The sequence below is a fragment of the Mycobacterium vicinigordonae genome, from assembly GCF_013466425.1.
Classification (GTDB): Bacteria; Actinomycetota; Actinomycetes; order Mycobacteriales; family Mycobacteriaceae; genus Mycobacterium; species Mycobacterium vicinigordonae.
On sequence record NZ_CP059165.1, the window covers coordinates 673,286 to 697,693 of the forward strand.

The 24,408-nt window shown below is 66.5% G+C and carries 21 protein-coding genes; 9 read left to right on the forward strand and 12 right to left on the reverse strand.

Annotation, left to right across the window (positions count from 1 at the left end; translation table 11 throughout):
* Positions 1-627, forward strand: coding sequence for a TetR/AcrR family transcriptional regulator (locus H0P51_RS02845; protein WP_180916549.1), 627 nt, complete (start codon positions 1-3; stop codon positions 625-627).
* A gap of 96 nt (positions 628-723) precedes the next feature.
* Complete coding sequence (locus H0P51_RS02850; RefSeq protein ID WP_180916550.1) at positions 724-2,046, forward strand: chloride channel protein; 1,323 nt, start codon at positions 724-726, stop codon at positions 2,044-2,046.
* Positions 2,047-2,051: 5 nt separating this feature from the next.
* On the opposite strand, the gene H0P51_RS02855 is transcribed toward H0P51_RS02850, so the two are convergent.
* Complete coding sequence (locus tag H0P51_RS02855) at positions 2,052-2,906, reverse strand: MaoC/PaaZ C-terminal domain-containing protein (RefSeq protein WP_180916551.1); 855 nt, start codon at positions 2,904-2,906, stop codon at positions 2,052-2,054.
* 18 nt (positions 2,907-2,924) lie between these two features.
* The gene (locus tag H0P51_RS02860; protein ID WP_180916552.1) at positions 2,925-4,289 is read right to left on the reverse strand and encodes a 3-oxoacyl-ACP reductase; all 1,365 of its coding nucleotides are present in this window, start codon (positions 4,287-4,289) and stop codon (positions 2,925-2,927) included.
* A 145-nt stretch (positions 4,290-4,434) separates the two neighbouring features.
* On the opposite strand from H0P51_RS02860, the gene H0P51_RS02865 reads away from it, so the two are divergent.
* Positions 4,435-5,748, forward strand: a complete 1,314-nt coding sequence (locus tag H0P51_RS02865) for an acetyl-CoA C-acetyltransferase (RefSeq protein WP_180916553.1) — start codon at positions 4,435-4,437, stop codon at positions 5,746-5,748.
* A 470-nt stretch (positions 5,749-6,218) separates the two neighbouring features.
* Here H0P51_RS02865 and H0P51_RS02870 read toward each other — a convergent pair whose 3' ends face one another.
* On the reverse strand, positions 6,219-8,054 hold the full coding sequence (locus H0P51_RS02870) for an acyl-CoA dehydrogenase (RefSeq protein ID WP_180916554.1): 1,836 nt from the start codon (positions 8,052-8,054) through the stop codon (positions 6,219-6,221).
* Between the two features lie 191 nt (positions 8,055-8,245).
* On the opposite strand from H0P51_RS02870, the gene H0P51_RS02875 reads away from it, so the two are divergent.
* The 3 genes from H0P51_RS02875 (at position 8,246) to H0P51_RS02885 (ending at position 11,654) form a co-directional block, all read left to right on the forward strand.
* Positions 8,246-9,295: an isopenicillin N synthase family dioxygenase gene (locus tag H0P51_RS02875; RefSeq protein WP_180916555.1), complete on the forward strand. Its 1,050-nt coding sequence runs from the start codon at positions 8,246-8,248 to the stop codon at positions 9,293-9,295.
* A 17-nt stretch (positions 9,296-9,312) separates the two neighbouring features.
* On the forward strand, positions 9,313-9,801 hold the full coding sequence (locus H0P51_RS02880) for a flavin reductase family protein (protein WP_180918698.1): 489 nt from the start codon (positions 9,313-9,315) through the stop codon (positions 9,799-9,801).
* 173 nt (positions 9,802-9,974) lie between these two features.
* Positions 9,975-11,654, forward strand: coding sequence for a PE family protein (locus H0P51_RS02885; protein WP_180916556.1), 1,680 nt, complete (start codon positions 9,975-9,977; stop codon positions 11,652-11,654).
* A gap of 16 nt (positions 11,655-11,670) precedes the next feature.
* On the opposite strand, the gene H0P51_RS02890 is transcribed toward H0P51_RS02885, so the two are convergent.
* From H0P51_RS02890 to H0P51_RS02915, 6 genes are all read right to left on the reverse strand, one after another.
* The gene (locus tag H0P51_RS02890) at positions 11,671-11,826 is read right to left on the reverse strand and encodes a hypothetical protein (RefSeq protein WP_180916557.1); all 156 of its coding nucleotides are present in this window, start codon (positions 11,824-11,826) and stop codon (positions 11,671-11,673) included.
* 73 nt (positions 11,827-11,899) lie between these two features.
* On the reverse strand, positions 11,900-12,646 hold the full coding sequence (locus tag H0P51_RS02895; RefSeq protein WP_180916558.1) for a succinate dehydrogenase/fumarate reductase iron-sulfur subunit: 747 nt from the start codon (positions 12,644-12,646) through the stop codon (positions 11,900-11,902).
* Positions 12,646-14,583 (reverse strand): fumarate reductase/succinate dehydrogenase flavoprotein subunit, encoded by a 1,938-nt coding sequence (locus H0P51_RS02900; protein WP_180916559.1) that lies wholly within the window; start codon positions 14,581-14,583, stop codon positions 12,646-12,648. The genes H0P51_RS02895 and H0P51_RS02900 overlap by 1 nt, the downstream gene beginning before the upstream one ends.
* Before the next feature lie 52 nt (positions 14,584-14,635).
* Complete coding sequence (locus H0P51_RS02905; RefSeq protein ID WP_180916560.1) at positions 14,636-15,463, reverse strand: hypothetical protein; 828 nt, start codon at positions 15,461-15,463, stop codon at positions 14,636-14,638.
* 91 nt (positions 15,464-15,554) lie between these two features.
* The gene (locus H0P51_RS02910) at positions 15,555-15,851 is read right to left on the reverse strand and encodes a hypothetical protein (RefSeq protein WP_180916561.1); all 297 of its coding nucleotides are present in this window, start codon (positions 15,849-15,851) and stop codon (positions 15,555-15,557) included.
* 157 nt (positions 15,852-16,008) lie between these two features.
* Positions 16,009-16,458 (reverse strand): Hsp20/alpha crystallin family protein, encoded by a 450-nt coding sequence (locus H0P51_RS02915; RefSeq protein WP_180916562.1) that lies wholly within the window; start codon positions 16,456-16,458, stop codon positions 16,009-16,011.
* Between the two features lie 216 nt (positions 16,459-16,674).
* Between H0P51_RS02915 and nirB the strand changes: the two genes are divergently transcribed.
* A complete protein-coding gene (gene nirB, locus H0P51_RS02920; protein ID WP_180916563.1) occupies positions 16,675-19,185 on the forward strand; it encodes a nitrite reductase large subunit NirB in 2,511 nt (836 codons plus the stop codon).
* Positions 19,186-19,197: 12 nt separating this feature from the next.
* Positions 19,198-19,560 (forward strand): nitrite reductase small subunit NirD, encoded by a 363-nt coding sequence (gene nirD / locus H0P51_RS02925; protein ID WP_180916564.1) that lies wholly within the window; start codon positions 19,198-19,200, stop codon positions 19,558-19,560.
* Positions 19,561-19,571: 11 nt separating this feature from the next.
* On the opposite strand, the gene H0P51_RS02930 is transcribed toward nirD, so the two are convergent.
* The 3 genes from H0P51_RS02930 to H0P51_RS02940 are packed head-to-tail and all read right to left on the reverse strand — an operon-like array spanning position 19,572 to position 21,913.
* Complete coding sequence (locus H0P51_RS02930; protein WP_180916565.1) at positions 19,572-20,021, reverse strand: TetR/AcrR family transcriptional regulator; 450 nt, start codon at positions 20,019-20,021, stop codon at positions 19,572-19,574.
* Between the two features lie 21 nt (positions 20,022-20,042).
* Positions 20,043-20,771: a sirohydrochlorin chelatase gene (locus H0P51_RS02935; protein WP_180916566.1), complete on the reverse strand. Its 729-nt coding sequence runs from the start codon at positions 20,769-20,771 to the stop codon at positions 20,043-20,045.
* Positions 20,768-21,913, reverse strand: a complete 1,146-nt coding sequence (locus H0P51_RS02940; protein WP_180916567.1) for a uroporphyrinogen-III synthase — start codon at positions 21,911-21,913, stop codon at positions 20,768-20,770. The genes H0P51_RS02935 and H0P51_RS02940 overlap by 4 nt, the downstream gene beginning before the upstream one ends.
* A 691-nt stretch (positions 21,914-22,604) precedes the next feature.
* Between H0P51_RS02940 and H0P51_RS02945 the strand changes: the two genes are divergently transcribed.
* Complete coding sequence (locus H0P51_RS02945) at positions 22,605-24,407, forward strand: PE family protein (protein WP_180916568.1); 1,803 nt, start codon at positions 22,605-22,607, stop codon at positions 24,405-24,407.
* The last annotated feature ends 1 nt before the right edge of the window (position 24,408 follow it).

Here is a 24,408-nt window from a genome sequence, read left to right on the forward strand (position 1 = left end):
ATGGCGGGTGGTACCAAGCGATTACCGCGTGCTGTCCGCGAGCAGCAAATGCTTGACGCCGCCGTGCAGATGTTCTCCGTGAACGGCTACCACGAGACCTCGATGGACACCATCGCCGCCGAGGCGCAGATCTCCAAGCCCATGCTCTACCTGTACTACGGCTCCAAGGAGGATCTGTTCGGCGCATGCCTGAACCGGGAGATGGGCCGCTTCATCGACGGGCTGCGCGCCGACATCGACTTCACTCAGCCCCCAAAGGACCTGCTGCGCAACACCATCAGCGCGTTCTTGCGTTACATCGACGAGAACCGGGCGTCGTGGATCGTGATGTACACCCAGGCCACCAGCTCGCAGGCATTCGCCCACACGGTGCGGGAGGGCCGCGAGCAGATCATCGACCTGGTGGCTGGTCTGGTGCGGGCCGGTACCCGCAGTCCACTTTCGGACACCGAAATCGAGATCATGGCAGTGGCTTTGGTGGGTGCCGGTGAGGCGATCGCCAACCGACTGTCCACCGGCGATGTCGACGTCGACGCCGCCGCGCAGATGATGATCGATCTGTTCTGGGCGGGCCTGCGTGGGGCGCCGACAGATCGGGACACCGGCTCCACCGCCGCGAAAGGCTAACGGCTGAGTGAGTGCGCCTGGCCCCAATGGCGGGTAACGCCCCCCGGTCGGTAGCTGAACTGCCAAACCTACTCGGCGCAACGGATTCCGGTACGGATGATCATTTCAACCTCGGCAACGCGATGCGTAACCGCGCCGAGGTCCGTAGTGTCGGCAGACGTGCCCCGACCGCCGAGCCGCAACGTCGACTTTTTCTGTGCGGTCGTCATCGTCGGGCTGTTGTCCGGCGTTGCGGGTCTGGCGACGACGATCGTGCTGCAGCACGTCGAACACCTCACTTATCACTACACATTCGGCTCGCTGCTGGACGGAATCACCGGTAGCAGTCCGGTGCGGCAGGCACTGGGCCCGATGGCGGGAGGCACTGTGGTCGGCGCGGGGTGGTGGCTGTTGCGACGCCGCACCGAGGTCCCGCCACTGGCCGGCACCATCACCCGTCACGAACGGGTTCCGCGGCTGACCTGGAGCATCGACGCCCTGTTGCAGGTTGTCTTGGTCGGCGCGGGAGCTTCCCTGGGGCGGGAAGGAGCACCGCGTCAATTCGCCGCAGTATTAAGCGATTTAGGCACCGGGTGGCTGCGGCGTCTGTCGCCCGGTGATCGGGAGATCCTGCTGGCGTGCGCGGCTGGGGCGGGCCTGGGAGCGGTGTACGCCGTGCCGTTGGCCGGAACGCTGTTCACCTTGCGGATTCTGCTGAATACCTGGCGGTTACGGCCGGTGGGCGCGTCGTTGATCAGCTCCGGCCTAGCCGTCGCGATCGGTTCGGTGATGACCCACAACGAACCCGAATTAGATTGGCCCAGAGCGGAATCAGCGTATCTGCTCAGTGTGCATGGGCTCGCATTGGCGCCGGTAGCCTTCGTGGTCGGGTGGGTTTTCAACAAGGTCATCGCTGCGGCACGCCCCGCGGTAGCCATTCGATCGTGGGTGCTGATTCCCGGTCTCGCCGCCGCCGGTCTGCTGACCGGCGTCTGCTCGCATTGGTGGCCCGAGCTGCCCGGCAACGGCAAGAGCGTGCTGACCGTGAGTCTGGCCGCCGGGATGACGCTGACCTCGGCGGCGGTGATCCTGGTGCTCAAGCCGCTGCTCACGGCGATGTTCCTGCGCGCCGGGGGTGCCGGTGGTCTGCTCACTCCGTCGCTAGCCACCGGGGCCGCGGCCGGGACTGTGCTGGTGATGCTGCTCAATCAGGCTGCGGGGGCGCATCTGCATGGGCCGGCCATGTCGCTAGGGGCGGCCGCCGGAGTGCTCGCGGTCACCCAGGGCTCGCCGATCTGGGCCGCGATCTTCGTCTGGGAACTGGCCCGACCGCCGATCAGGATGTTGCTGGCGTTCGCGGTGACAGCGGTCGGGGCCCACACGCTCAACAAGATCCTGTCCCGGCGTCGTCGTCCGAATCCAGACCAGCGGGTCGGTTGACCCGACTAGAGCGGCTTGACGCTCCCCGTGAGGTACGGGTAGCCCTTCGCGATGTTTCGCAGCGACAACTCCCAGCCGCGCGAGCCGTCAGCGTCCACCTCGTCGATGTAGAGGCCGGCCGTCGCCGGCAGCAATACCGGCTTGCCGAACCGCACCGAGTACTGGACTGCATCCGGGAGCCGTGCCTCGATGTTCGCCAATACCGCCGCGGCACTGAACATTCCGTGCGCGATCACGGTCGGGAAACCGAACAGTTTGGCGGCCACCGAGTTGACGTGGATCGGGTTGTGGTCCCCACCCACCGAGGCGTAGCGACGTATCTGCGCGGCGGAGATCTTCAACACGGTCGGCGGCGGCGGTAGCTTGGGCTGCTTCTGCGGAGGTGGCTTGGGTTCGTCGGACAGGCTGGTGCGCTGCTGATGCAAGAACGTTGTTACCTGGTGCCAGGCCACTTCGTTGCCGACGCTGACCTCGCTCACCAAGTCCACCAGCAGGCCCTTGCGATGCTCGCGCAGGTTCTGGGCGTGTACCTGCACGCCGACGGTATCGGTCACCGCGATTGGTCGGTACTGCTGGATCTGGTTCTCGGTGTGCACCGAACCCATTGCCGAGAAAGGAAAGTCGAATCCGGTCACCAGCGACATCACCAACGGAAAGGTCAGCACGAACGGGTACGTCAGCGGCACGTCGTTGCCGTAGCGCAGCCCGGTGACCGCGGCGTATGCGGCGACATGGGTGTGGTCGATAGGAAGTTCTTCGACACTGACGGTGCGGTTGGACAACTGGTCCGGCCGCGGAACCACGGGCAGCGCCCCGGTCACCGCACGCAGCATGTTGCGCAACCCGCTGGGTTGATTCATCGCAGTCTCCTCAAACCGTCAGGCGCCGATCATGCCCTGGCCGCAAACCCGAACCACGTTGCTGGTCACCGCATTTGACGCCGGACTGGCGAAGTAGGCGATGGTCTCGGCAACGTCTACGGGCTGGCCGCCCTGCAATAGCGAGTTCAGTCGGCGGCCCACTTCCCGGGTGGCCAGCGGAATCGCGGCGGTCATTTTGGTTTCGATAAACCCCGGTGCCACGGCGTTGATGGTGATGCCTTTGCCGGCCAGGCTCGGGGCCAGCGCCTGGGTGATGCCGATCATGCCGGCCTTCGTGGTGCCGTAGTTGGTTTGGCCGCGGTTGCCCGCGATGCCGGCGATCGACGACAGCCCGATCACCCGGCCGCCCTCGCCGATAGTGCCGTTGCCCACCAGGCCCTCGGTAAGGCGAAGCGGTGCAAGCAGATTCACGGCGATGACGGCGTCCCAGCGGGCGTCGTCCATGTTGGCCAGCAGCTTATCCCGGGTGATGCCGGCGTTGTTCACCAGGATGTCGGCCTTGCCGCCGTGGTGGTCGCGCAGATGCTCGGTGATCTTGTCCACCGCGTCGTCGGCGGTGACGTCCAGCCACAACGGGGTGCCGCCCACCCGGCTGGCGGTCTCGGCCAGCGCGTCGGCGGCGGACTCGACGTCGATCGCGACCACACGGGCGCCGTCGCGGGCGAACACCTCGGCAATGGTCGCGCCGATGCCGCGGGCGGCGCCGGTCACGATCGCAACTTTGCCGTCCAGCGGCTTGTCCCAGTCCGCGGGCGGGGTGGAGTCCTCGGACCCGACGTAGAACACCTGGCCGTCCACATAGGCGGACTTGGCCGACAGTACGAACCGCATGGTCGACTCCAACCCGGTTGCTGCCGGTTTCGCGTCGGGGGCCAGGTAGACCAGGTTCACCGTCGTGCCGTTGCGGACTTCCTTGCCCAGCGAGCGGGTGAATCCCTCGAGGGCGCGTTGTGCGATCCGTTCCTCGGTGCTGGCCGCCGCTTCCGGCGTGGTACCGACCACTACCACCCGCGCGCTGTGCTTGAGGTTGCGCAGCAGGGGAGTGAAGAACTCGTGCAGACCCTTCAGTCCGATCGGCGAGGTGATACCCGTGGCGTCGAACACCAGCCCGCCGAAGGAGTCGGCCCACCGTCCGCCCAGGTTGTTGCCCAGCAGGTCGTAGTCACCATCCAGCGCCGCCCGCAGCGGTTCGACGACGCGGCCCTCCCCGCCGATCAGCAACGGTCCGGGCAACGGGGGATCGCCGACGCGGTAGCGGCGAAGCGGTTCGGGCTGCGGAACGCCGAGTTGCTTGGCCAGGAATGAGCCGGGTCCGGAGTTCACCACCTGCGAGAACAAATCGGAGGAGACCTTGGTTGCCACTGAGCACTGCCTTCCGTGTCTGGGACGAACTTACTTGAGAGTAAGAGACGAACTTACTTGAGAGTAAGAACAGTGGGTAGTATTGCCTGCCGAGGCGGGTACCCCAAAATTAACCCCCGACAAGCGCCGACACACGGAGAGAAAATTGAGCCCTGCAAGTTCTGAGCCGAGACGGCGGGTCGCAGTACTCGGCGGCAACCGCATCCCGTTCGCACGGTCCGACGGCGCCTACGCCGAGGCGTCCAACCAGGACATGTTCACCGCCGCGCTCGGCGGCCTGGTGGACCGCTATAACCTGCGCGGCGAACGCCTGGGCATGGTGGTCGGTGGCGCCGTGCTCAAGCACAGTCGTGATTTCAATCTCATGCGCGAATGCGTGCTGGGCTCGGAGCTGTCGCCCTACACGCCCGCATTCGACATTCAGCAGGCCTGCGGTACGGGCCTGCAGGCCGCCATCGTGGCCGCCGACGGCATCGCCGCCGGTCGCTACGACGCGGCCGCCGCCGGCGGAGTGGACACCACCTCCGACCCGCCGATCGGCTTCGGCGACGACCTGCGCCGCACTCTGCTACGGCTGCGCCGAGCGAAGTCCAACGTGCAGCGACTCAAGCTGGCCGGCACGCTGCCGGCCAATCTGGGTGTGGAGATCCCGGCCAATAGCGAGCCGCGCACCGGCCTGTCGATGGGCGAGCACGCGGCCGTCACCGCCAAGCAACTGGGTATCAAACGCGTCGAGCAGGACGAGCTGGCTGCGGCCAGCCACCGCAACATGGCCGCCGCGTACGACCGCGGCTTCTACGACGACTTGGTGTCGCCTTTTTTGGGCCTCTACCGCGACGACAACCTGCGACCCGACTCCAGCGCGGAGAAGCTGGCCAAGCTGCGCCCGGTGTTCGGCGTCAAGGCCGGTGACGCGACGATGACGGCGGGAAACTCGACCCCGCTCACCGACGGTGCTTCGGTCGCGCTGCTGGCCAGCGACGAGTGGGCGGCGGAGCACTCGCTGGCGCCGCTGGCCTACCTGGTGGATGCCGAGACCGCCGCGGTCGACTACGTCAACGGGTTTGACGGTCTGCTGATGGCGCCCACCTACGCGGTGCCGCGGCTGCTCGCGCGCAACGGGCTGACCCTGCAGGACTTCGACTTCTACGAAGTCCACGAGGCGTTTGCATCGGTGGTGTTGGCGCACCTACAGGCCTGGGAGTCCGAGGAGTACTGCAAGGAACGGCTGGGCCTTGATGCAGCCCTGGGCTCGATCGACCGGTCCAAGCTGAACGTCAACGGGTCCTCCCTGGCCGCTGGACACCCGTTCGCGGCCACTGGCGGGCGGATTTTGGCTCAGACCGCTAAGCAGCTCGCAGAGCGGAAGAAGGAGCAAAAGGGGTCTGCTACGGTGCGAGCGCTGATCTCGATCTGCGCCGCGGGCGGCCAGGGCGTCGCGGCAATCCTAGAGGCCTGACCTCGCCGGGCCTTGGCCGAGGAAAATCATTCCGCAATATTTTCTCCGATGGTTTGGTAAGCGGCCATCTGGGTATTCGTTGCCGCGGATAGCCCCGTGTTGTGGTCTGACCCCCCGACCCCGACGGCAACGCGGGGCAATCCCTGGATCGACCGCCGGTCAGCGGAGACGGGCGAACGAGAAGGGCCGCCGCTGGAGTGAGGGGATCCAGCGGCGGTCTTTTTGATGTTTCCCCGGCTCCTGATCCCTCTGGCCGCGTGGCCCTCTCTGGGGCCCTGCGAGACGCCATTCTGGTCCTCTCGGGTTCCCCCGCTGGGCCCAAGACTTCCCCTCTGGTTGCCGAGCGTGAACCGTACGACGCGACACGCCGGTACGGCGTCGCAGGAGTCACGTTCGGCGACGAGGCAAAAGGCGACGAGGCAAAAGAGGAATCCCCCGCCCGAAGGCGGGGGATTCCACTTGTCGAAGGCTTAGAAAGCCGCTTCGTCGAGCTCCATGATGTCGTTGTCCAGCGTCTCGATCACCTCGCGAGTGCTGGTCAACAGCGGCAGGAAGTTTCTGGCGAAGAACGCCGCCACCGCGATTTTGCCCTCGTAGAAGGACCGCTCCGAGCCGGTGGCGCCGGCGTCGAGCGCCTCAATGGCTACCGCGGCATGACGCTGCAGCAACCAGCCGATGATCAGGTCGCCGACGCTCATCAGGAAGCGCACCGAGCCTAGACCCACCTTGTACAGGCTGGTGACGTCCTCCTGCGCGGCCATCAGGTAGCCGGTCAACGAGGCGGCCATCGCCTGGACGTCGGTGAGCGCCTTGGCTAGCAGCGCACGCTCGCTCTTCAGCCGCCCGTTGCCGGACTCGCTGTCGATGAACTTCTGAATCTCGCCGGCGACATAGCCCAGCGCCACACCCTTGTCGCGGATGATCTTGCGGAAGAAGAAGTCCTGCGCCTGGATGGCCGTCGTACCTTCGTACAGCGAGTCGATTTTGGCGTCGCGGATGTACTGCTCGATCGGGTAGTCCTGCAGGAAGCCGGAACCGCCGAAGGTCTGCAGGCTCTCGGTGAGCTTGGCGTACGCCTGCTCGGAACCCACACCCTTGACCACGGGCAGCATCAGGTCGTTGACCTTGACAGCCAGCGCGGCGTCCACGCCGTGCACCGCCTCGGCGACCGCCGCGTCCTGGAACGTCGCGGTGTAGAGGTACAACGCCCGCAACCCCTCGGCGTAGGCCTTCTGCGTCATCAGCGAGCGACGCACGTCGGGGTGGTGGGTGATGGTGACCCGCGGCGCGGTCTTGTCAGTCATCTGGGTCAGGTCGGCACCCTGCACGCGCGACTTGGCGTACTCGAGCGCGTTCAGGTAGCCGGTGGACAGCGTGGCGATCGCCTTGGTGCCCACCATCATCCGGGCTTGCTCGATGACCTCGAACATTTGCGCAATACCGTCGTGCACCTCGCCGACGAGCCAGCCCTTAGCGGGCACACCGTGCTGGCCCAGGGACAGCTCACAGGTCGCCGATACCTTCAGGCCCATCTTGTGCTCAACGTTGGTGACGAAAACTCCGTTACGTTCGCCCGGCTCGCCGGTTTCGAAGTCGACCAAGAATTTCGGCACGAAGAACAGTGACAGACCCTTAGTGCCGGGGCCGGCGCCCTCGGGGCGTGCCAGCACCAGGTGGAAGATGTTCTCGAACAAGTCGTCGGAGTCGGCCGAGGTGATGAACCGCTTCACGCCGTCGATGTGCCAGGAGCCATCCTCCTGCTGGACGGCCTTGGTCCGGCCGGCGCCGACGTCCGACCCTGCGTCCGGCTCGGTGAGCACCATGGTCGAGCCCCAGCCGCGCTCGGCGGCCAGCACTGCCCACTTCTTCTGCTCGTCGGTACCGAGGTGGTAAAGGATCTGGGCGAACCCCGCGCCACCGGCGTACATCCACACCGCTGGGTTGGCTCCGAGGACGTGCTCGTTGAGCGCCCACATCAAGGCCTTGGGCATCGGCATGCCGCCGAGTTCCTCGTCCAGACCGGCTTTGTCCCAACCGGCGTCGATGACGGCTTTCACGGACTTCTTGAACGACTCCGGCAAGGTGACGGAGTGCGTCTTCGGGTCGAAGACCGGCGGGTTGCGGTCGCCTTCGGTGAACGAGTCGGCTACCGGTCCCTCGGCGAGACGGGCCATCTCGGCCAGCATCTCGCGGGCGGTGTCGCCGTCCAGTTCGCTGTAGTCGCCTTGGCCCAACGCCTTGTCGACGCCGAGTACCTCGAACAGGTTGAATTCCTGGTCGCGGACATTGCTCTTGTAGTGGCTCACTAAGGTCCTCCTCGTTGAGAATGCCACTTGTGGTTGGGTACTAGGGCTAAGTTACCCACCAGTAACTCCTTAAAAATATACCCGCTGGTAACTCCGTGCAAGTCGATGTGACGCAGATTTCAACCAACCGGTTGGCCTCTGGTTGATTATGTCGCTGGCACCTGCGACTACCTGCGACGATGATAGTGGTCATGACAAATGTGGGGAGCGTCACGGCGCTGCCGGTAGTGGATCTAGGCGCCGAACCGGAAGTGTTGCGCGACGCGCTCCGGGCGGCCGCGCACGACGTCGGGTTCTTCTACTTGACCGGTCACGGTGTGCCCCAGGCGCTGATCGGCGCAGTGCTCGACGCGGCACGGCGGCTGTTTGCGCTGCCGCAGGCCGACAAGGACGCCATCGCGATGGTGCGCAGCCCGCACTTCCGCGGTTATACGCGCCTCGGTGGCGAGCTGACCGGCGGCGAGGTCGACTGGCGCGAGCAGATCGACATCGGTCCCGAACGGCCGCCGATCGGAAGCCCGGACCGGCCCGACTATCTATGGCTGCAAGGGCCCAACCAGTGGCCGTCCGCTATGCCGGAGCTGCCCGGGATCGTCGCAAAGTGGGACGAGGTGCTGTCGGAGGTGTCGCGTACCCTGCTGCGGCACTGGGCGGCGTCGCTGGGCGGCCCGGCCGAAATCTTCGACGCGGCCTTCGCGGACGCACCCGCGACGCTGATCAAAATCATCCGGTACCCGCCGCACGCGGCCTCCCCGCAGGGCGTTGGCCCGCACAAGGACTCGGGCGTCCTCACGCTGCTGCTGGCCGAGCCGGACAGTCGCGGTCTGCAGGTGCGGCCACCCGGATCCCAGCGCTGGGTGGACGTACCCCCGCTGGCGGGTGCGTTCGTCGTCAATAGCGGGGAATTGCTCGAATTCGCAACGGGTGGCTACCTGCGCGCGACCGAGCATCGGGTGGACCTCGGGCGCGCGAGCGCCGAGCGCATCTCGGTGGCGTACTTCTTTAATCCTCGACTGGATGCCCGGGTCCCGGTGTTGGATTCGGTCGCCGAGCTAGCCGCCGAACCGGCCGCCGTACCGCGGTCAGCACTGTCGGACCCGTCGAATCCCATCTACTCCGACTACGGCCGCAACGCCTGGAAAAGCCGGCTGCGTGCCCACCCGGATGTGGCTGCCGCACACGGATACACGCCCGGTAGGCTCGAAACAGAGAATCCCGTTCTCGGCTCGAGGAGCGAATGAGGAGCAAACAAGGTCCGGTGAACTCGAACAACAAGCTGACTCCGACGTCGCTGCGTGAGGCCTTCGGCCACTTTCCGTCCGGTGTGATCGCCATTGCCGCAATAGTCGACGGTGTGCGGGAAGGGCTTGCGGCCAGCACCTTTGTGCCGGTCTCGCTGGAGCCACCACTGGTGTCCTTCTGCGTGCAGAACACTTCCACCACCTGGCCCAAACTGAAGAACGCGGCCAGCCTCGGTATCAGCGTGCTGGGGGAGGCGCACGATGCCGCCGCCCGCGCGCTGGCGGCCAAGACCGGCGACCGCTTCGCCGGGTTGGAGACGCACTCGAGTGGTTCCGGTGCCGTCTTCGTCAAGGGCACCGCGCTGTGGTTGGAGAGCGCGATCGAGCAGTTGATCCCCGCCGGCGACCACACCATCGTGGTGCTACGGGTCAGCGAGGTCAACGTCGATGCCGAGGTAGCGCCGATTGTGTTCCACCGCAGCGTCTTCCGCCGGCTCGGCGTGTAGATCGCCAATAGCTGCGGACGCGAATGCCGATTTCCGGAAACTCCGGAGAATCCCCTGGGCGGCACGTAACCTGATGTCCTGGTCCGTCGCCTCCGAGGCGTGATTCCGGGGAATGTGTCGACAGGGGTGGGACTGAACTATCCGCTCAACTTCTAGTTGGTGGGAGGCGTCTCATGCCCTTGACCGTGGTACCCCAATTGTTGCAGTCGGCCGCTGGCCAGCTCGCCGATATCGGATCCACGCTCACCGACGCCAGCGCCGCCGCATCGGTACCCACCACAGGCTTGTTGGCCGCGGCGCAGGACGAGGTGTCGACCGCGATCGCGGCGGTGTTCGGGTCCTACGGCGCGAGCTATCAGGCGTTCAGCGCCCAGGCTGCTTCGTTCCACGACGAATTTGTGCGCTTGCTGACCTCGGGGGCGAGTTCCTACGCGGCCGCGGAGGCTGCCGCTGCCGACCCGTTGCAGTCGGTGCTCGCCTTGATCAACGCGCCCACCCAGTCGTTGCTGGGTCGACCGCTGATTGGCAATGGCGCCGACGGTGCGCCGGGACAGGCCGGGCAGGACGGCGGCCTGCTGTTCGGCAACGGCGGCAACGGTGGCGCCGGCAATAACGTCGGGATGGCCGGCGGTAACGGTGGGGCCGCAGGTTTGATCGGCAACGGTGGTATCGGAGGCCGGGGCGGCTTCGGCGCGGCCGGCGGTAACGGCGGTAGTGGCGGCTGGCTGTACGGCAACGGTGGTTCCGGTGGTCAGGGGGGCGTTGCCTGGTCCTCCGGAACGAATGGTGGCAACGGTGGCGCGGGTGGCGCGGCCGGGTTGTTCGGCACCGGTGGGGCCGGCGGCGCCGGCGGTGCCGGCGGCCCCGGCGGACCCACCTTTAATCCACCGGCGAACTGGAACAACACCTCGGCCACCCCGGGCGACTCCGGTAGCACTACCGCCAACGGCAATGGCACCGACGGCGGGACCGGCCACACCGGTGTCGCCAACCAGGCCGGTGGTACCGGCGGCACTGGTGGCAGCACGGCGACATCAGACCCGCTGGGTAATGCCTTGACCGGTGGCAAAGGTGGAGACGGCGGGGTGGGCGGCACGGGCGCACCTGGAGGGACCGGCGGCGCCGGGGGTGCCGGCAGCACCACCGGTGGCTACGTGAACGGTGGCGTCGGCGGCATGGGCGGGCAGGGCGGCCCCGGCGGCGCAGGTGGTGACGGTGGCGCAGGTGGCTCGATTTCGGGCTCAGGGCCTGGCACCGGTGGCAACGGCGGCATGGGCGGTACCGGTGGCACCGGCGCGACCGGCGGAGCTGGCGGTGCTGGCGGAGCTGGCAGTATTGGCGCCTCGATTGGCGGGAACGGCGGCACCGGCGGGACCGGCGGTGTCGGTGCGGCCGGCCAGGCGGGCGGCTCGGGCGGCGCCGGAGGTGTTGGTGGCCGTGGTGGCCTCATCTATGGGGATGGTGGCATGGGCGGCTTCGGCGGTGGGGGCGCCATCGGGGGTGCCGGAGCTTCCGGCGGCCAGGGCGGTATTGGTGGCGGCGGTGGCGGGGGCACGGCCACTGGAGGTTCCGGCGGGACCGGCGGGACCGGCGGCGACGGCGGTGGCGGGGGAGCTGGCGGCAACGGCGGCAGTGGTGGCGCCGGAGGCGCAAGTGGCCTATTCGGACACGACGGGGTCGCCGGTTCAGGCGGTGTTGGTGGCATGGGCGGTGCCGGAGGCAGCGGCGGATTACCAGGGATCGGTGGCGGAGGAGGAAGCGGCGTTTTCCACAACGGCACTCCTGGGGGCCTCGGTTCCTTCGGTCACAACGGCACGAATGGAACCAACGGCACTAACGGGGCGTCAGGCTGAGTTTCCCGACGGCGGGTTACGGCCGCTCGCTCAGTTTCGCCCGGTAGGTGGCGACCCGCTGCTCGATCTCGGCGGCGTCGTCTGGACGCCCTTCCTTGCGCGCCACCTCGGCGCGGACCGAGAGTTCGCGGATCGCGGTGCGAATGTCGTTGATGCTGGTGATTTCTGGCATTCCAACCTGCCCTTCCTATCGCTGGCAGACTTCGATACTCCAGGTGTACCCGAAGCCACCGAGCGATAACAGGTCAGCGGCGGAACAGCTTGTTGCCCAGCCAGACCACGGGGTCGTACTTGCGGTCGGCGACCCGTTCTTTCATCGGGATCAACGCGTTGTCGGTGATCTTGATGTGTTCCGGACACACCTCGGTGCAGCACTTGGTGATGTTGCAGTAGCCCAGGCCGAACTCCTCCTGGGCCTGCTTCTGCCGATCCACCGTGTCCAGCGGGTGCATGTCCAGCTCGGCGACGCGCATCAGGAAACGCGGGCCGGAGAAGGCCTGCTTGTTCTCGTCGTGGTCACGGATCACGTGGCAGACGTTCTGGCACAGGAAGCATTCGATGCACTTGCGGAACTCCTGCGAGCGTTGTACGTCGATCTGGGCCATCCGGTATTCACCGGGCTGCAGGTCCTTGGGAGGCGTAAACGACGGGATCTCGCGCGCCTTCTCGTAATTGAACGACACATCGGTCACCAGGTCGCGGATCACCGGGAAGGTCCGGATCGGGGTGACGGTGACGACCTCGTTCTCTTCGAACGTCGACATCCGGGTCATGCACATCAAACGGGGCTTGCCGTTGATCTCCGCCGAACAGGATCCGCACTTGCCGGCTTTGCAGTTCCACCGCACTGCCAGGTCGGGCGTCTGCGTCTGCTGCAGCCGGTGGATAACGTCGAGGACCACTTCGCCCTCGTTGACCTCGACGGTGAAATCCGCGAGGCCGCCGCCGTTCTCGTCGCCGCGCCACACCCGCATGCTCGCGTTGTAGGCCATTACGCTCTCCGTTCCGGGTGCTCGGCCAGCTCTTCGTCGGTGTAGTACTTCTCCAGTTCAGAGATCTTGAAGAGTTCTAGCAAGTCTGACCGCATCGGGATCTGCGGCTCGCGGCTGACGGTGATGTGGTTTCCGTCGGTGGCGACGGCTTCGGCCGAGGCCTCCCGGCACACCAGCAGCGTCTTGCGCCAGCCCGAGTCCATGCCCGGATGGTCGTCGCGGGTGTGGCCGCCGCGACTCTCGGTTCGTTCCAACGCTGCCCTGGCCACACACTCACTGACCATCAGCATGTTGCGCAGATCGATCGCCAGGTTCCAGCCGGGGTTGTACTGCCGGCCCCCTTCGACCTGCACGTTGCGGTAGCGCGCCCAGAGCTCCTTGAGATGCGTCAGGGCCTTGGTGATCTCGTCCTCTTTGCGGATGATGCCGACCAGGTCGTTCATCACGTGCTGCAGGTCGCTCTGCAATGCGTACGGATTCTCCGGTGCCGAACCGTCCGTGGGGCCGGAGAAGGGCTTGAGAGCGAACTCTGCGGCATCTTCGATGGCCTGGTCGGAAACCGACGGGCGGCTGCTCAGCGCGCGCACGTAGTCGGCGGCGCCCAGGCCGGCGCGGCGGCCGAACACCAGCAGGTCGGACAACGAGTTGCCGCCCAACCGGTTGGAACCGTGCATGCCGCCGGAGCACTCACCGGCGGCGAACAGCCCGGGGACCTTCGCCGCGCCGGTGTCGGCGTCCACCTCGACGCCACCCATCACGTAGTGACAGGTGGGGCCGACCTCCATTGGCTCCTTGGTGATGTCGACCTCGGCCAGCTCCATGAACTGGTGGTACATCGACGGCAGCCGGCGCTTGATCTCCGCCGGCGTCAGGCGGGACGCGATGTCGAGGTAGACACCGCCGTGCGGGGTGCCGCGTCCGGCCTTGACCTCGGAGTTGATGGCACGGGCCACCTCGTCACGGGGCAGCAAGTCCGGGGTGCGACGAGCCGAGTCGTTGTCCTTGAGCCACTGGTCGGCTTCTTCCTCGGTCTCGGCGTACTGGCCTTTGAAGACCGGCGGGATGTAGCCGAACATGAACCGGGTTCCCTCGGAGTTCTTCAGCACCCCGCCGTCGCCGCGGACGCCTTCGGTGACCAGGATTCCCTTGACGCTCAGCGGCCACACCATGCCCGTCGGGTGGAACTGGACGAACTCCATGTTGATCAGCGTCGCGCCGGCCCGCAGCGCCAGGGCATGCCCGTCGCCGGTGTACTCCCAGGAGTTCGAGGTGACCTTGAACGACTTGCCGATGCCGCCGGTCGCCAGCACCACCGCGGGCGCTTCGAAGAGCACAAAGTTGCCGCTCTCGCGCCAGTAGCCGAACGCCCCGGCGATCCGCCCCTCGTCTCCGGAGCCGTCCTTGAGTAACTCGGTGACGGTGCATTCGGCGAACACCCGGATGCGGGCTTCGTAGTCGCCGAACTCCGCATAGTCCTCCTGCTGCAGCGAGACGATCTTCTGCTGCATGGTGCGGATCAGCTCCAAGCCGGTGCGGTCGCCGACGTGCGCGAGCCGGGGATAGGTGTGACCACCGAAGTTGCGCTGGCTGATCCGGCCGTCCTTGGTGCGGTCGAACAGCGCACCGTAGGTCTCCAGCTCCCACACCCGGTCGGGTGCCTCCTTGGCGTGCAGCTCGGCCATCCGCCAGTTGTTCAGGAACTTACCGCCGCGCATGGTGTCGCCAAAGTGGGTCTGCCAGTTGTCTTTCGGGTTGGCGTTGCCCATCGAGGCGGCGCAGCCGCCCTCGGCCATGACGGTGTGGGCCTTGCCGAACAGCGACTTGGTCACCACCGCGACCTTCAAGCCGCGTTCCCGCGCCTCGATGACCGCGCGTAACCCGGCACCGCCGGCGCCGATTACGACGACGTCGTAGGCATGCCGTTCGACCTCAACCATGGAACCTCACTCAGCTTTTGAATATTCGTTCTCGATACGGCTGAAAGGCTGTTCAGCCAATGAATCTGAAGTCGGAGATGGTGCCGCTGGACACCAACGCGACATAAAAATCGGTGACCATCAATGTTCCGAGCGTGATCCACGCGTACATCTTGTGTCGCTCGTTGATCTTGCTCACCTGGGTCCAGATCCAGTACCGCACAGGGTGTTTGGAGAAGTGCTTGAGCCGGCCTCCGGTCACGTGCCGGCAGGAGTGGCAGGACAGGGTGTACACCCACAACATGATCACGTTGCCGAGCAGTATCAGGTTGCCCAGGCCGAAACCGAATCCGCCAGTCTCGTCCGAATGGAATGCGACGATCGCGTCGTAGGTGTTGATCACCGAGATGATGCCGGCGATGTAGAAGAAGTACCGGTGGGTGTTCTGGATGATCAGCGGAAGCCGGGTCTCCCCGGTGTAGTGCACGCGGGGCTCGGCCACCGCGCATGCGGTGGGCGACTGCCACACCGTGCGGTAGTAGGCGCCGCGGTAGTAGTAGCAGGTCAGCCGGAACAGCAGCAGGAACGGCAGTGTCATCGCCGCATAGGGCAGCCACCACACGTCCGGCAGGATCTGCGGCCAGAACTCGCTGGCCTCCTTCGTGCAGCCCGTGCTGACGCACGGCGAGTAGAACGGCGTCAGGTAGTGGTATTTGGCGACGAAGTAGTTGTCTTGCGCAAACGCACGGGCGGTCGCGTAGATCACAAATGCGGCGAAGCCCAGGTTTATCCGCAGCGGCTGCAGCCACCATCGGTCGGTGCGAAGCGTCTTTTGCCCAATCCGGGCGCGGGTTGGTGAAAAGACGCCGGAGTCAGAACGGCTCGCCGTTGGTGCGCTCATCTATTTGTGTTCCTCTTCGAACGGGCTGTAGGTCGAAGGGTACACAGAACGGGCGCCCGCTACTTAGTCGGGCGTCCGGCCGGAAGCTCTGTCAAGAACGGTGATGACCTCCGACACCCTCGTCGTCGACATCGCGCCAGAATTCACTGTCGTACTGAGTGTCAGGGATGGCGATCTTCTCACCGGATTGCTGCACGGTGGCACGCGCGAAGTCCAATTCGGCAACGTCGTTGTCGAGTAATTGAATATCGCTGAGGATGCGGTCGGCGTCGATCACGATGCGGCGCGTGGCCGGGTTGTCCCCGTACCGCGCCTTCAAAGAACTCACACACCGCCGCAGGCCGCCCATGAGGTCATGCAGTTCGCTGAGTTCGGTGGTGGCGGACAATCGGTGCTCCCGGGGCTGAAGGTGTTACGGATCACAGTACGGTTTCTCGATACTATCCACAGTCGCGGCGCTATGCCGGGCAAGCCTCGTCGCAGCTGCCGAAAAGCCGCTGGGGCCCCGGCGCGCCGTGGGCGTGCCGGGGCCGGTGCGGCGGTGATTACTTGGTGATCGCGATGCGTTGCGGCGTAGAACCGGCGTACGCGCCGGCTACTCGGACGGTGAGTATGCCCGCGTCATACGACGCCGAGATCGCCTCGCCGGTGACGTGCGCCGGCAGCTGGAACGACCGTCGGAACGATCCGTAGCGGATCTCGCGCAGGGTGCGTCCGTCCTTGTCCTGCGAGTGCTCGTCGCGGTGTTCGCCGTGGATGACCAGACGGCCTTTTTCCAATTCGACGTTGACATCCTTCTCGACGTCGACACCGGGCAGTTCGACGCGCACGACGGCGTCGTCACCGTCTTTGGCGATCTCAGCCGCTGGATTGAATCCGCTGTTCACGGGCCTGGAAGCGGCCCCGGCCCAGTCTGCGGAGGCCGGGCCGAAAAAGTCCCGTAACCACCGGTCGGTGTCCCACGCCGGACGCGACCACAAGGCAACATTGCTCATGGATGACTCCTTGATCTTCGTTGTGAGTTAGCTGTGCCCGACGCTGCATTGGTCGGCTACTCGGTAGAACATGAGTCGACCACGCTAAAGTTCCACCTGGGCGTTCGCCGTGAGCGAACACAATCACACAGGCAACTTTCAGCGGTGAGGTCGGCGTGACCGGGGCGTCACATTTCGCGTGGCTTTCCGCAACATCGCTCTCCTACCCTCGACCGCATGCCAGCCAACACCCGTCATGTCGTCGTGGTCGGCCACGGCATGGTGGGCCACCGATTCGTTGAGGCGCTGCGCGCCCGTGACACCAACGGATGCTGGCAAATCACGGTGCTGGCAGAAGAAGCCGATGCCGCCTACGACCGCGTCGGCCTGACGTCCTACACCGAAAGCTGGGACCGGAGCCTGCTGGCGCTCCCCGGCAACGACTACACCGGCGACGAACTGGTGCAGCTGCAGCTCAATACCAAAGTCACCGAAATCGACTGTGCCGCAAGAACTATCGTCACCGCCCAGGGGCAGCGGCACGACTATGATGCACTGGTGTTGGCCACCGGTTCGTACGCGTTCGTGCCGCCGGTGAGCGGGCACGATCTGCCGTGCTGTCACGTTTACCGCACACTCGATGACCTGGACGCCATCCGTGCTGCCGCACAGCTTGCGGCGCAGTCCGGCCGGGCCGGCGTCGTGATCGGTGGCGGCCTGCTCGGGCTGGAAGCCGCTAACGCATTGCGCCAGTTCGGCTTATCCACCCACGTCGTCGAAATGATGCCGCGACTGATGGCCCAACAGATCGACGAGGCCGGCGGTGCCCTGCTGGCGCGAATGATCGGCGAACTCGGCATCCAGGTCCACGTCGGAACTGGCACCGAATCGATTGACCGCGTTGATGATTCGTCGGCGCAGGTGCGCCTGTCCGACGGCCAGGTCATCGATGCCGGAGTGGTGATCTTCGCCGCCGGCATCCGGCCCCGCGACGAGTTGGCTCGTGTCGCGGGGTTGGCGGTGGCTGAGCGGGGCGGCATCCTCACCGACTCGTCTTGTCGCGCCAGCGATCCCGCCGTCTTCGCGATCGGCGAGGTGGCCGCGATCGAGGGTAGGTGCTACGGGCTGGTCGGTCCCGGCTACACCAGCGCCGAGGTGGTGGCCGATCGGTTGCTCGACGGGGCCGCCGAATTCCCCGAAGCCGATTTGTCCACCAAACTCAAGCTGCTCGGCGTCGACGTCGCCAGCTTTGGTGACGCCATGGGCGCGACGGCGAACTGCCTCGAGGTCGCGGTCAACGACGCGGTAAACCGCACCTACGCCAAGCTGGTGCTCTCCGACGACGCCAAGACATTGCTGGGCGGGGTGCTGGTCGGCGACGCATCGAACTATGGCGTGCTGCGACCGATGGTGGGCAGCGAACTACCTGGGGACCCGCTGACGCTCATCGCACCCGCGGCGGAGGGGACCGCGGCGCTCGGCATTGGCGCCTTGCCCGATTCCGCGCAGATCTGCTCGTGCAACAACGTCAGCAAGGGTGAGCTGAAGTGCGCAATCGCCGAGGGCTGCACCGACGTTCCCGCGTTGAAGGCGTGCACCACGGCTGGCACCTCGTGCGGGTCGTGCGTACCGCTGCTCAAGCAGCTGCTCGAGGCCGAGGGCGTCGAGCAGTCCAAAGCGCTCTGTGAGCACTTCAGCCAGTCCCGCGCCGAACTGTTCCAGATCATCTCTGCGACCGAGATCCGCACCTTCTCCGGGCTGGTGGACCGTTTCGGCAGCGGAAAGGGTTGCGACATCTGCAAACCCGTCGTTGCCTCGATCCTGGCGTCCACCGGGTCGGACCACATCCTGACTGGCGAGCAGGCCTCGCTGCAGGACTCCAACGACCACTTCCTGGCCAACATCCAGCGAAACGGCAGCTACTCGGTGGTCCCGCGGGTGCCCGGCGGCGACATCAAGCCCGAGCACCTGATCCTGATCGGCCAGATTGCCCAGGACTTCGGGCTCTACACCAAGATCACCGGCGGCCAGCGCATCGACATGTTCGGCGCCCGGGTGGACCAGCTGCCAGCGATTTGGAAGCGGCTGGTCGATGCTGGTATGGAATCGGGCCACGCCTACGGCAAGGCGCTGCGGACCGTGAAGAGCTGTGTCGGCAGCGACTGGTGCCGCTACGGCCAACAGGATTCGGTGCAGCTGGCCATCGACCTGGAGCTGCGCTACCGGGGCCTGCGGGCACCACACAAGATCAAGCTGGGTGTGTCGGGTTGCGCGCGGGAGTGCGCTGAGGCGCGCGGCAAGGACGTCGGTGTCATCGCCACCGAGAAGGGCTGGAACCTCTACGTAGGCGGCAACGGTGGCATGACCCCCAAGCACGCCCAGCTGTTGGCGAGCGACCTGAACACCGAAACGCTGGTGCGCTACGTCGACCGGTTCCTGATGTACTACATTCGCACCGCGGACCGGCTGCAACGTACTGCGCCGTGGGTGGAATCGCTTGGCCTGGAACATATTCGCGAAGTCGTCTGCGACGACAAACTGGGCCTGGCCGATGAATTCGAGGCGGCGGTGCGGCGCCACGTCGAGAACTACCGCTGCGAGTGGAAGGGTGTGCTGGAGGACCCCGAGAAGCTGTCGCGGTTCGTCTCTTTCGTCAACGCCCCCGATGCCGTCGACGAGACGGTGACCTTTACCGAACGTGCCGGGCGCAAAGTACCTGTGCCCCTTGGCCTACCGCAGATCCGTTGATCAGGAGGAGACATGAAGACCAATAATCGGGTGTGGACGACCGCCTGCGACTACGACCGCCTGATCCCGGGCCGCGGCGTGGGCGTGCTGCTCGACGACGGCAGCCAGGCCGCGCTGTTCCGCCTTGATGACGGTTCGGTGTACGCGATCGGCAATATCGACCCGTTCTCCGGTGCGGCGGTACTGTCCCGTGGCCTGGTGGGTGATCGCGGTGGGAGAGTCGTGGTCCAGTCGCCAATCTTGAAGCAGGCGTTCGCACTCGACGACGGCGGCTGCCTGGACGACACCAGCGTGTCGGTCCCGGTGTACCCGGTGCGCGTGACGGCCGATTGTCGCATCGAGATCGGCCGGGTCGCCGCGCGGATGGCCGCCTGATCCGGGGCGGGCTAGTCGATCTTGCCGACGAGGTAGCGCTGCATCGTCGGGCCGATGGCGTCGACCAGTTGTTCCACCGGCATCGAGTGCATCGGTTCGGAGCGAACGCCATAGCGCATGATGCCGAGTCCGACCAACTGTGAAGCGCACAACGACGCGCGTACCGCCACTTTGTCCGCACCCAGCATCTTGAGCAGCGGGTTGAACACCGGACCAATGAACATCGACTGCACGATCTCTGCGGTTTTCGCCAGCCCGGTCGAGGCGACGGCGCTGGCGGCAAATGGTCCGCCTCCCGCCGCGTCCCAGGTGGTAATCAGCACGTAGAGGGTTCGGCGACCCACCTGGTTGACGCTTCCGGTGACGATTCGATCGATGAACTCCGGTGTGCCGAATGGTAAACGCAGCATCTTCGCCACCGGGTCGAGGAGCCCGCGCGAGGGCTCTTCGTTTCGGGCCATGCTGCCAGGATTACCCGGATATCAGCAAAGATCAAGCGTCGCAGGTCCGGGCGTGGCCAGTGGGCAAAGGTCCGCGACCGTCATCGCCTCGCGGAACCGCCGCGCGATCAGGTGTGCCAGTCCGGCATGGGTGCCTAGCGGCGGTGTCACCAGATCGGCGCCGCACCCGCGGAGTCGTTGTTGGAAAAGGCCGTCGGCCAGCAGGTAAGAGGCGATCACGACGCGAACCGCGCCCCTGCGGCGCGCGGTGGCTACAGCGTCGCCGATGTGCGGTGCGCCCAGCGCAGCGAAGCCTATATCAACCCGCGACCCGGTGAACGCCGACAGCGCCGCCGCGGCGTTGTGCAGGTCGGCTCGGGCAAGGTGGTCCGAGGTGCCCGCTGCACCCAATATCACCGAATCGCCAGGGCGCCAACCTGATTCCAGCAGCAGCTGGCCCAGGACAGTGGTGATCTGACGACCCTGCCCTAATGCGGGGGTGACGGTGACGTTGGGATGTCCGCTGGCCGCGACGTGTGCGGGGAGGTCGGCGCGCACGTGGTAACCGCGGGACAGAAACGCCGGCACCACGAATGCTGGTCGACCATCAGGCAGATTCGAAAGCACTTCGCTGGGGGTGGGTCCGAGCACGTCGACGAATGCAACATGCACGGTGCGGTCCAGGAGGTTACTCACCCGTGCTGCGAGGTCGCCGACCATTGCCACGCCCGACGGCCGGCGGGTACCGTGCGCCGTCAATATCAGGTTCATGCGGCGTCGTGTTCGGAGTCGAGGGCCAGCCGGTAACCGCGCTTAACAACAGTCGCGACGATGTTCTTGTCGCCCAGCGCGGTTCGCAGTCGAAGCACCGCGGTGTCCACCGCATGCGTGTCCGCGCTGTTGCCCGGCAACACCCGCAGCAGTTCGGAGCGTCCGACGACGTCGCCCGGGCGATGTGCCAGCGCGCGCAGTATCGCCATGCCCGAGGCCGATACGGTGCGCACCGAACCATCGACCAGGACGCAGGTTCCTCGAATGTCGACCAGATGTCCGGCGGCTTTCACGCTGCACGAACCCAGCGCCGGCAATTCTTCGGCTATGTGGCGGGCCAAGGCGCCCAGTCGCATTCGTGCCGGCGAGGAGGTGGGTATCCCCCGTCTGATCAGCGGTCGCGATGTCACCGGTCCGACGCACATCGCGTGCACCCCGCCGCGCAGGGCGTCCAGCAGCTGTTCCTCCAGGTCCAACTGGCGTGCCCGCTCCAATACCGCCGCCGCCGCCGGAGCCGAGGTGAAGCTGACGGCATCGAACTGGCGCCGGGCGATGCCGGTTACCAAGCAGTCAAAGTCGCCGCCTAAAGGGGTTGGCTTCCAACGGTATACCCGGATCGGTACCACTTCGGCTCCCGCTGATCGCAATCCGGAGATGAATTCCGGGAAGGGATCCCAGCCGTCGGCAGCCCCGTGCAGTTGAATGGCGATGCGCTTGCCGGACACCCCGGTGTCGAGCAGGTACTCGAAGACCTCCTGCGAGGACTCCGAGTCCGGCGACCACTCCTCGCGCAGCCCTGCCGCCCGCAACGCCCCGGTTGCTTTCGGCCCGCGCGAAATGACCCGGCCACGCGACAGCGAATCGACGAGTTCGTTGGCCAGTCCCCAGCCTTCGGCCGCGGCGACCCAACCTCGAAAGCCGATGCCCGTGTGGGCGATCAGGATGTCGGGTGGATCGGTGATCAAAGCCTGGGTGTTGGCGTGCAGCTCGTTGTCGTCGGGCAGTGCGATCATGCTGATCGCCGGTGCGGCGAATATCTCGGCCCCGTGCCGGTGCAGCAGTGCACACAGCTCCTCGGCACGACGGGCTGATGTGACTGCGATTCGATAGCCGGCCAGTGGCGCAGACCTGGGCTGGGCCATGTGTCCTTTATATGCCGCAGCGGTTTCCGCGACGTTACCTGGCAATTGCTGCGACATTGCCCCCGCCTGCGTTCCTCGTCACAAGTCTGCGGGCTAGCAGACATTCGCGGCCCACCCGGTTCACCGAGGTTCGCACCGCGTGCCCCGATTTGAGCCGTCCCGCAATGGGTTCGGCGTCCGACATGATTCGGCAGGCGGACACGGCGTTGTCGCAATCCATGTGGCGTAGCTCACTTCCCGGCCGAGGGTAGGGGCGCCGCAATATCTAATATTGCTGCGCCACTGTTGGTTTCGATGCTCACACCGTGACTAACGGCAGTCAAATCGGGAGAGCCGATATCGCCTGATAGTTGTGTCCTAGTTCTCTGCCAGGTCACTGACAAAGCGACGTGGATCACACGAGGGGGTTTGTCGGTCGCCGGGAACTGGCCCAGGTCGTCGATGCCGGGCTATTGGCCGCGACCAGTCCGCGCCGTGCGCCGCTGGCCACAACTTGAGCGGCTGCACGCCCGCCGGGTAGGTGGAATCATCTCGTGCGCAGCGCCATTGTCGATCTCTGGCCAGACGCTCCCCTGATTGGGGGAGAAAAATTCATCTGCGAAATCCTCCAGTTGCCCGAGCGACGTGCCTCGTGCGCCGGGGTCACAGTGAGCTCTGCAACGTCATCCGCCCAACGGAGGGATCGGACACGATGTCATATCTAAATGTTGCCCCTGACGTGCTTTCGTCAGCGGCAGCAGACGTGTCTGGTATCGGTTCCGCTCTGCGCTGGGCCAATGCGGAGGCGGCGACTCGGACGACGGCACTGCTCGCTGCGGGCGCCGACGAGGTGTCGATGGCCGTTGCGTCGCTGTTCTCCGGGCATGGTCAGGCCTACCAGAGCGTGTCGACTCAGCTGACCGCGTTTCACGAGCAGTTTGTGCAGGCCCTCGAGTCGAACGCGAATACTTACGCCGCCGCGGAGTCGGCCGCCGCGTCGCCCCTGCAGTTAATCCTCGATGTGGTCAACGCGCCCACCCAGGCACTGCTGGGCCGTCCGTTAATCGGCAACGGCGCTGATGCTGCCCCGGGTTCCGGCGCCAACGGCGCAGCGGGTGGACTTTTGTTGGGCAACGGAGGCAGGGGCGGGTCGGGCGCCGGCGGCCAGGCCGGAGGTGCGGGCGGCGCGGCCGGGCTGATCGGCAACGGGGGCAGCGGCGGGACTGGCGGCGCCGGCGCAACCGGCGGGGCGGGTGGCAGTGGCGGGTGGCTGTACGGCAACGGCGGCACAGGTGGCGACGGCGGGGCTGCGATGTCGGTCGGTATGGCTGGCGGTCACGGTGGCGTCGGCGGCAGCGCCGGGCTGTGGGGTGCGGGCGGTAACGGCGGGCACGGTGGGGCCGGCATGGCCGGCGCGAACGCCGTCAACCCGGCATCGATCACCGACCCGAGCCTGAACGGCGCTCCTGGTTACGGCGGTCAAACCGACAAGGCCGGAAACATCAGCGCCGGCGACGGCGGACCCGGCCAGGCGGGTGGGATGGGTGTCAACGGGGGTAGCGGCGGTAGCGGCGGTGACGCCGACGCCACGCAAGGGAAGGGGTCGCCGGCGTCCAGGGGGGTCGCCGGCAGTGGCGGCGAGGGCGGAGCGGGAGGCGCTGGCGGGGCCAGCGGCGGCGACGGAGGTCAGGCCGGGTACTCCCGAACCCTCGGCGGTACGGCTATCGCGGGTGCGGGTGGTGGCGGCGGTGCCGGCGGCGCGGGTTTGAACGGGCTGAGCGGTAGCGCGGGGGGTGCCGGCGGCGACGGGGGCCGGGGCGGATTGCTGGTTGGCAACGGTGGTGACGGTGGTTTCGGCGGCACCGGCGGCCTCGGCGGAAGCGGTTCCGCCGGCGGTACCGGCGGCGCCGGCGGCGGGCACACTCCCGTCGATGCGACCTCCACGAACGCCGCCTACAGCTCCAGCGGCAACGCCTACGGCGGCAACGGCGGATCGGGCGGTGCGGGCGGCGATGGCGGGCAAGGTGGCCGCGGCGCCGCCGGGGGAGCGGGCGGAAATGGCGGCGCCGCGGGGTGGTTGGTCGGCAACGGTGGTGCCGGTGGACACGGTGGTGGCGGCGGCGCCGGCGGTGCAGGTGCGCTGGGCGGCAACGGTGGGGCCGGCGCCGCGGGCGGCAACGCCGGTGCCCCCGCGGGCGCCACGTTCGGCGGCTCTGGGGGCGATGGTGGCAACGCCGGTCATGGCGGCAATGGTGGCGACGGGGGCGACGGCGGTCAGGGTGGCGCCGGTGCCCGCGGCGGGTTGTTCGGCAAGGGCGGCGCGGCGGGCGGCCTCGGTGACGGCGGCGTGGGCGGGGTCGGCGGCTCGCGGGGCAGCGCTGGTAGCGGCGGTGCGGCCGGGTTGGGACTGGGTGCTAACCCGCACAACGGCTCCGCCGGATCAGACGGCGTCAGCACTGGGGACTTCGACGGGTCCAACGGGGCCGACGGCAACGCCGGGATCAAGCGTGCGTGAG

Bases quoted from the DNA above. Each gene is read 5' to 3' on its own strand.
- H0P51_RS02845 (WP_180916549.1), top strand. From the start codon at position 1: ATGGCGGGTGGTACCAAGCGATTACCGCGTGCTGTCCGCGAGCAGCAA.
- H0P51_RS02850 (WP_180916550.1), top strand. From the start codon at position 724: ATGATCATTTCAACCTCGGCAACGCGATGCGTAACCGCGCCGAGGTCC.
- H0P51_RS02855 (WP_180916551.1), bottom strand. From the start codon at position 2,906: ATGAATCAACCCAGCGGGTTGCGCAACATGCTGCGTGCGGTGACCGGG.
- H0P51_RS02875 (WP_180916555.1), top strand. From the start codon at position 8,246: ATGACAAATGTGGGGAGCGTCACGGCGCTGCCGGTAGTGGATCTAGGC.
- H0P51_RS02885 (WP_180916556.1), top strand. From the start codon at position 9,975: ATGCCCTTGACCGTGGTACCCCAATTGTTGCAGTCGGCCGCTGGCCAG.
- H0P51_RS02890 (WP_180916557.1), bottom strand. From the start codon at position 11,826: ATGCCAGAAATCACCAGCATCAACGACATTCGCACCGCGATCCGCGAA.
- H0P51_RS02895 (WP_180916558.1), bottom strand. From the start codon at position 12,646: ATGGCCTACAACGCGAGCATGCGGGTGTGGCGCGGCGACGAGAACGGC.
- H0P51_RS02900 (WP_180916559.1), bottom strand. From the start codon at position 14,583: ATGGTTGAGGTCGAACGGCATGCCTACGACGTCGTCGTAATCGGCGCC.
- H0P51_RS02905 (WP_180916560.1), bottom strand. From the start codon at position 15,463: ATGAGCGCACCAACGGCGAGCCGTTCTGACTCCGGCGTCTTTTCACCA.
- H0P51_RS02915 (WP_180916562.1), bottom strand. From the start codon at position 16,458: ATGAGCAATGTTGCCTTGTGGTCGCGTCCGGCGTGGGACACCGACCGG.
- nirB (WP_180916563.1), top strand. From the start codon at position 16,675: ATGCCAGCCAACACCCGTCATGTCGTCGTGGTCGGCCACGGCATGGTG.
- nirD (WP_180916564.1), top strand. From the start codon at position 19,198: ATGAAGACCAATAATCGGGTGTGGACGACCGCCTGCGACTACGACCGC.
- H0P51_RS02930 (WP_180916565.1), bottom strand. From the start codon at position 20,021: ATGGCCCGAAACGAAGAGCCCTCGCGCGGGCTCCTCGACCCGGTGGCG.
- H0P51_RS02935 (WP_180916566.1), bottom strand. From the start codon at position 20,771: ATGAACCTGATATTGACGGCGCACGGTACCCGCCGGCCGTCGGGCGTG.
- H0P51_RS02940 (WP_180916567.1), bottom strand. From the start codon at position 21,913: ATGGCCCAGCCCAGGTCTGCGCCACTGGCCGGCTATCGAATCGCAGTC.
- H0P51_RS02945 (WP_180916568.1), top strand. From the start codon at position 22,605: ATGTCATATCTAAATGTTGCCCCTGACGTGCTTTCGTCAGCGGCAGCA.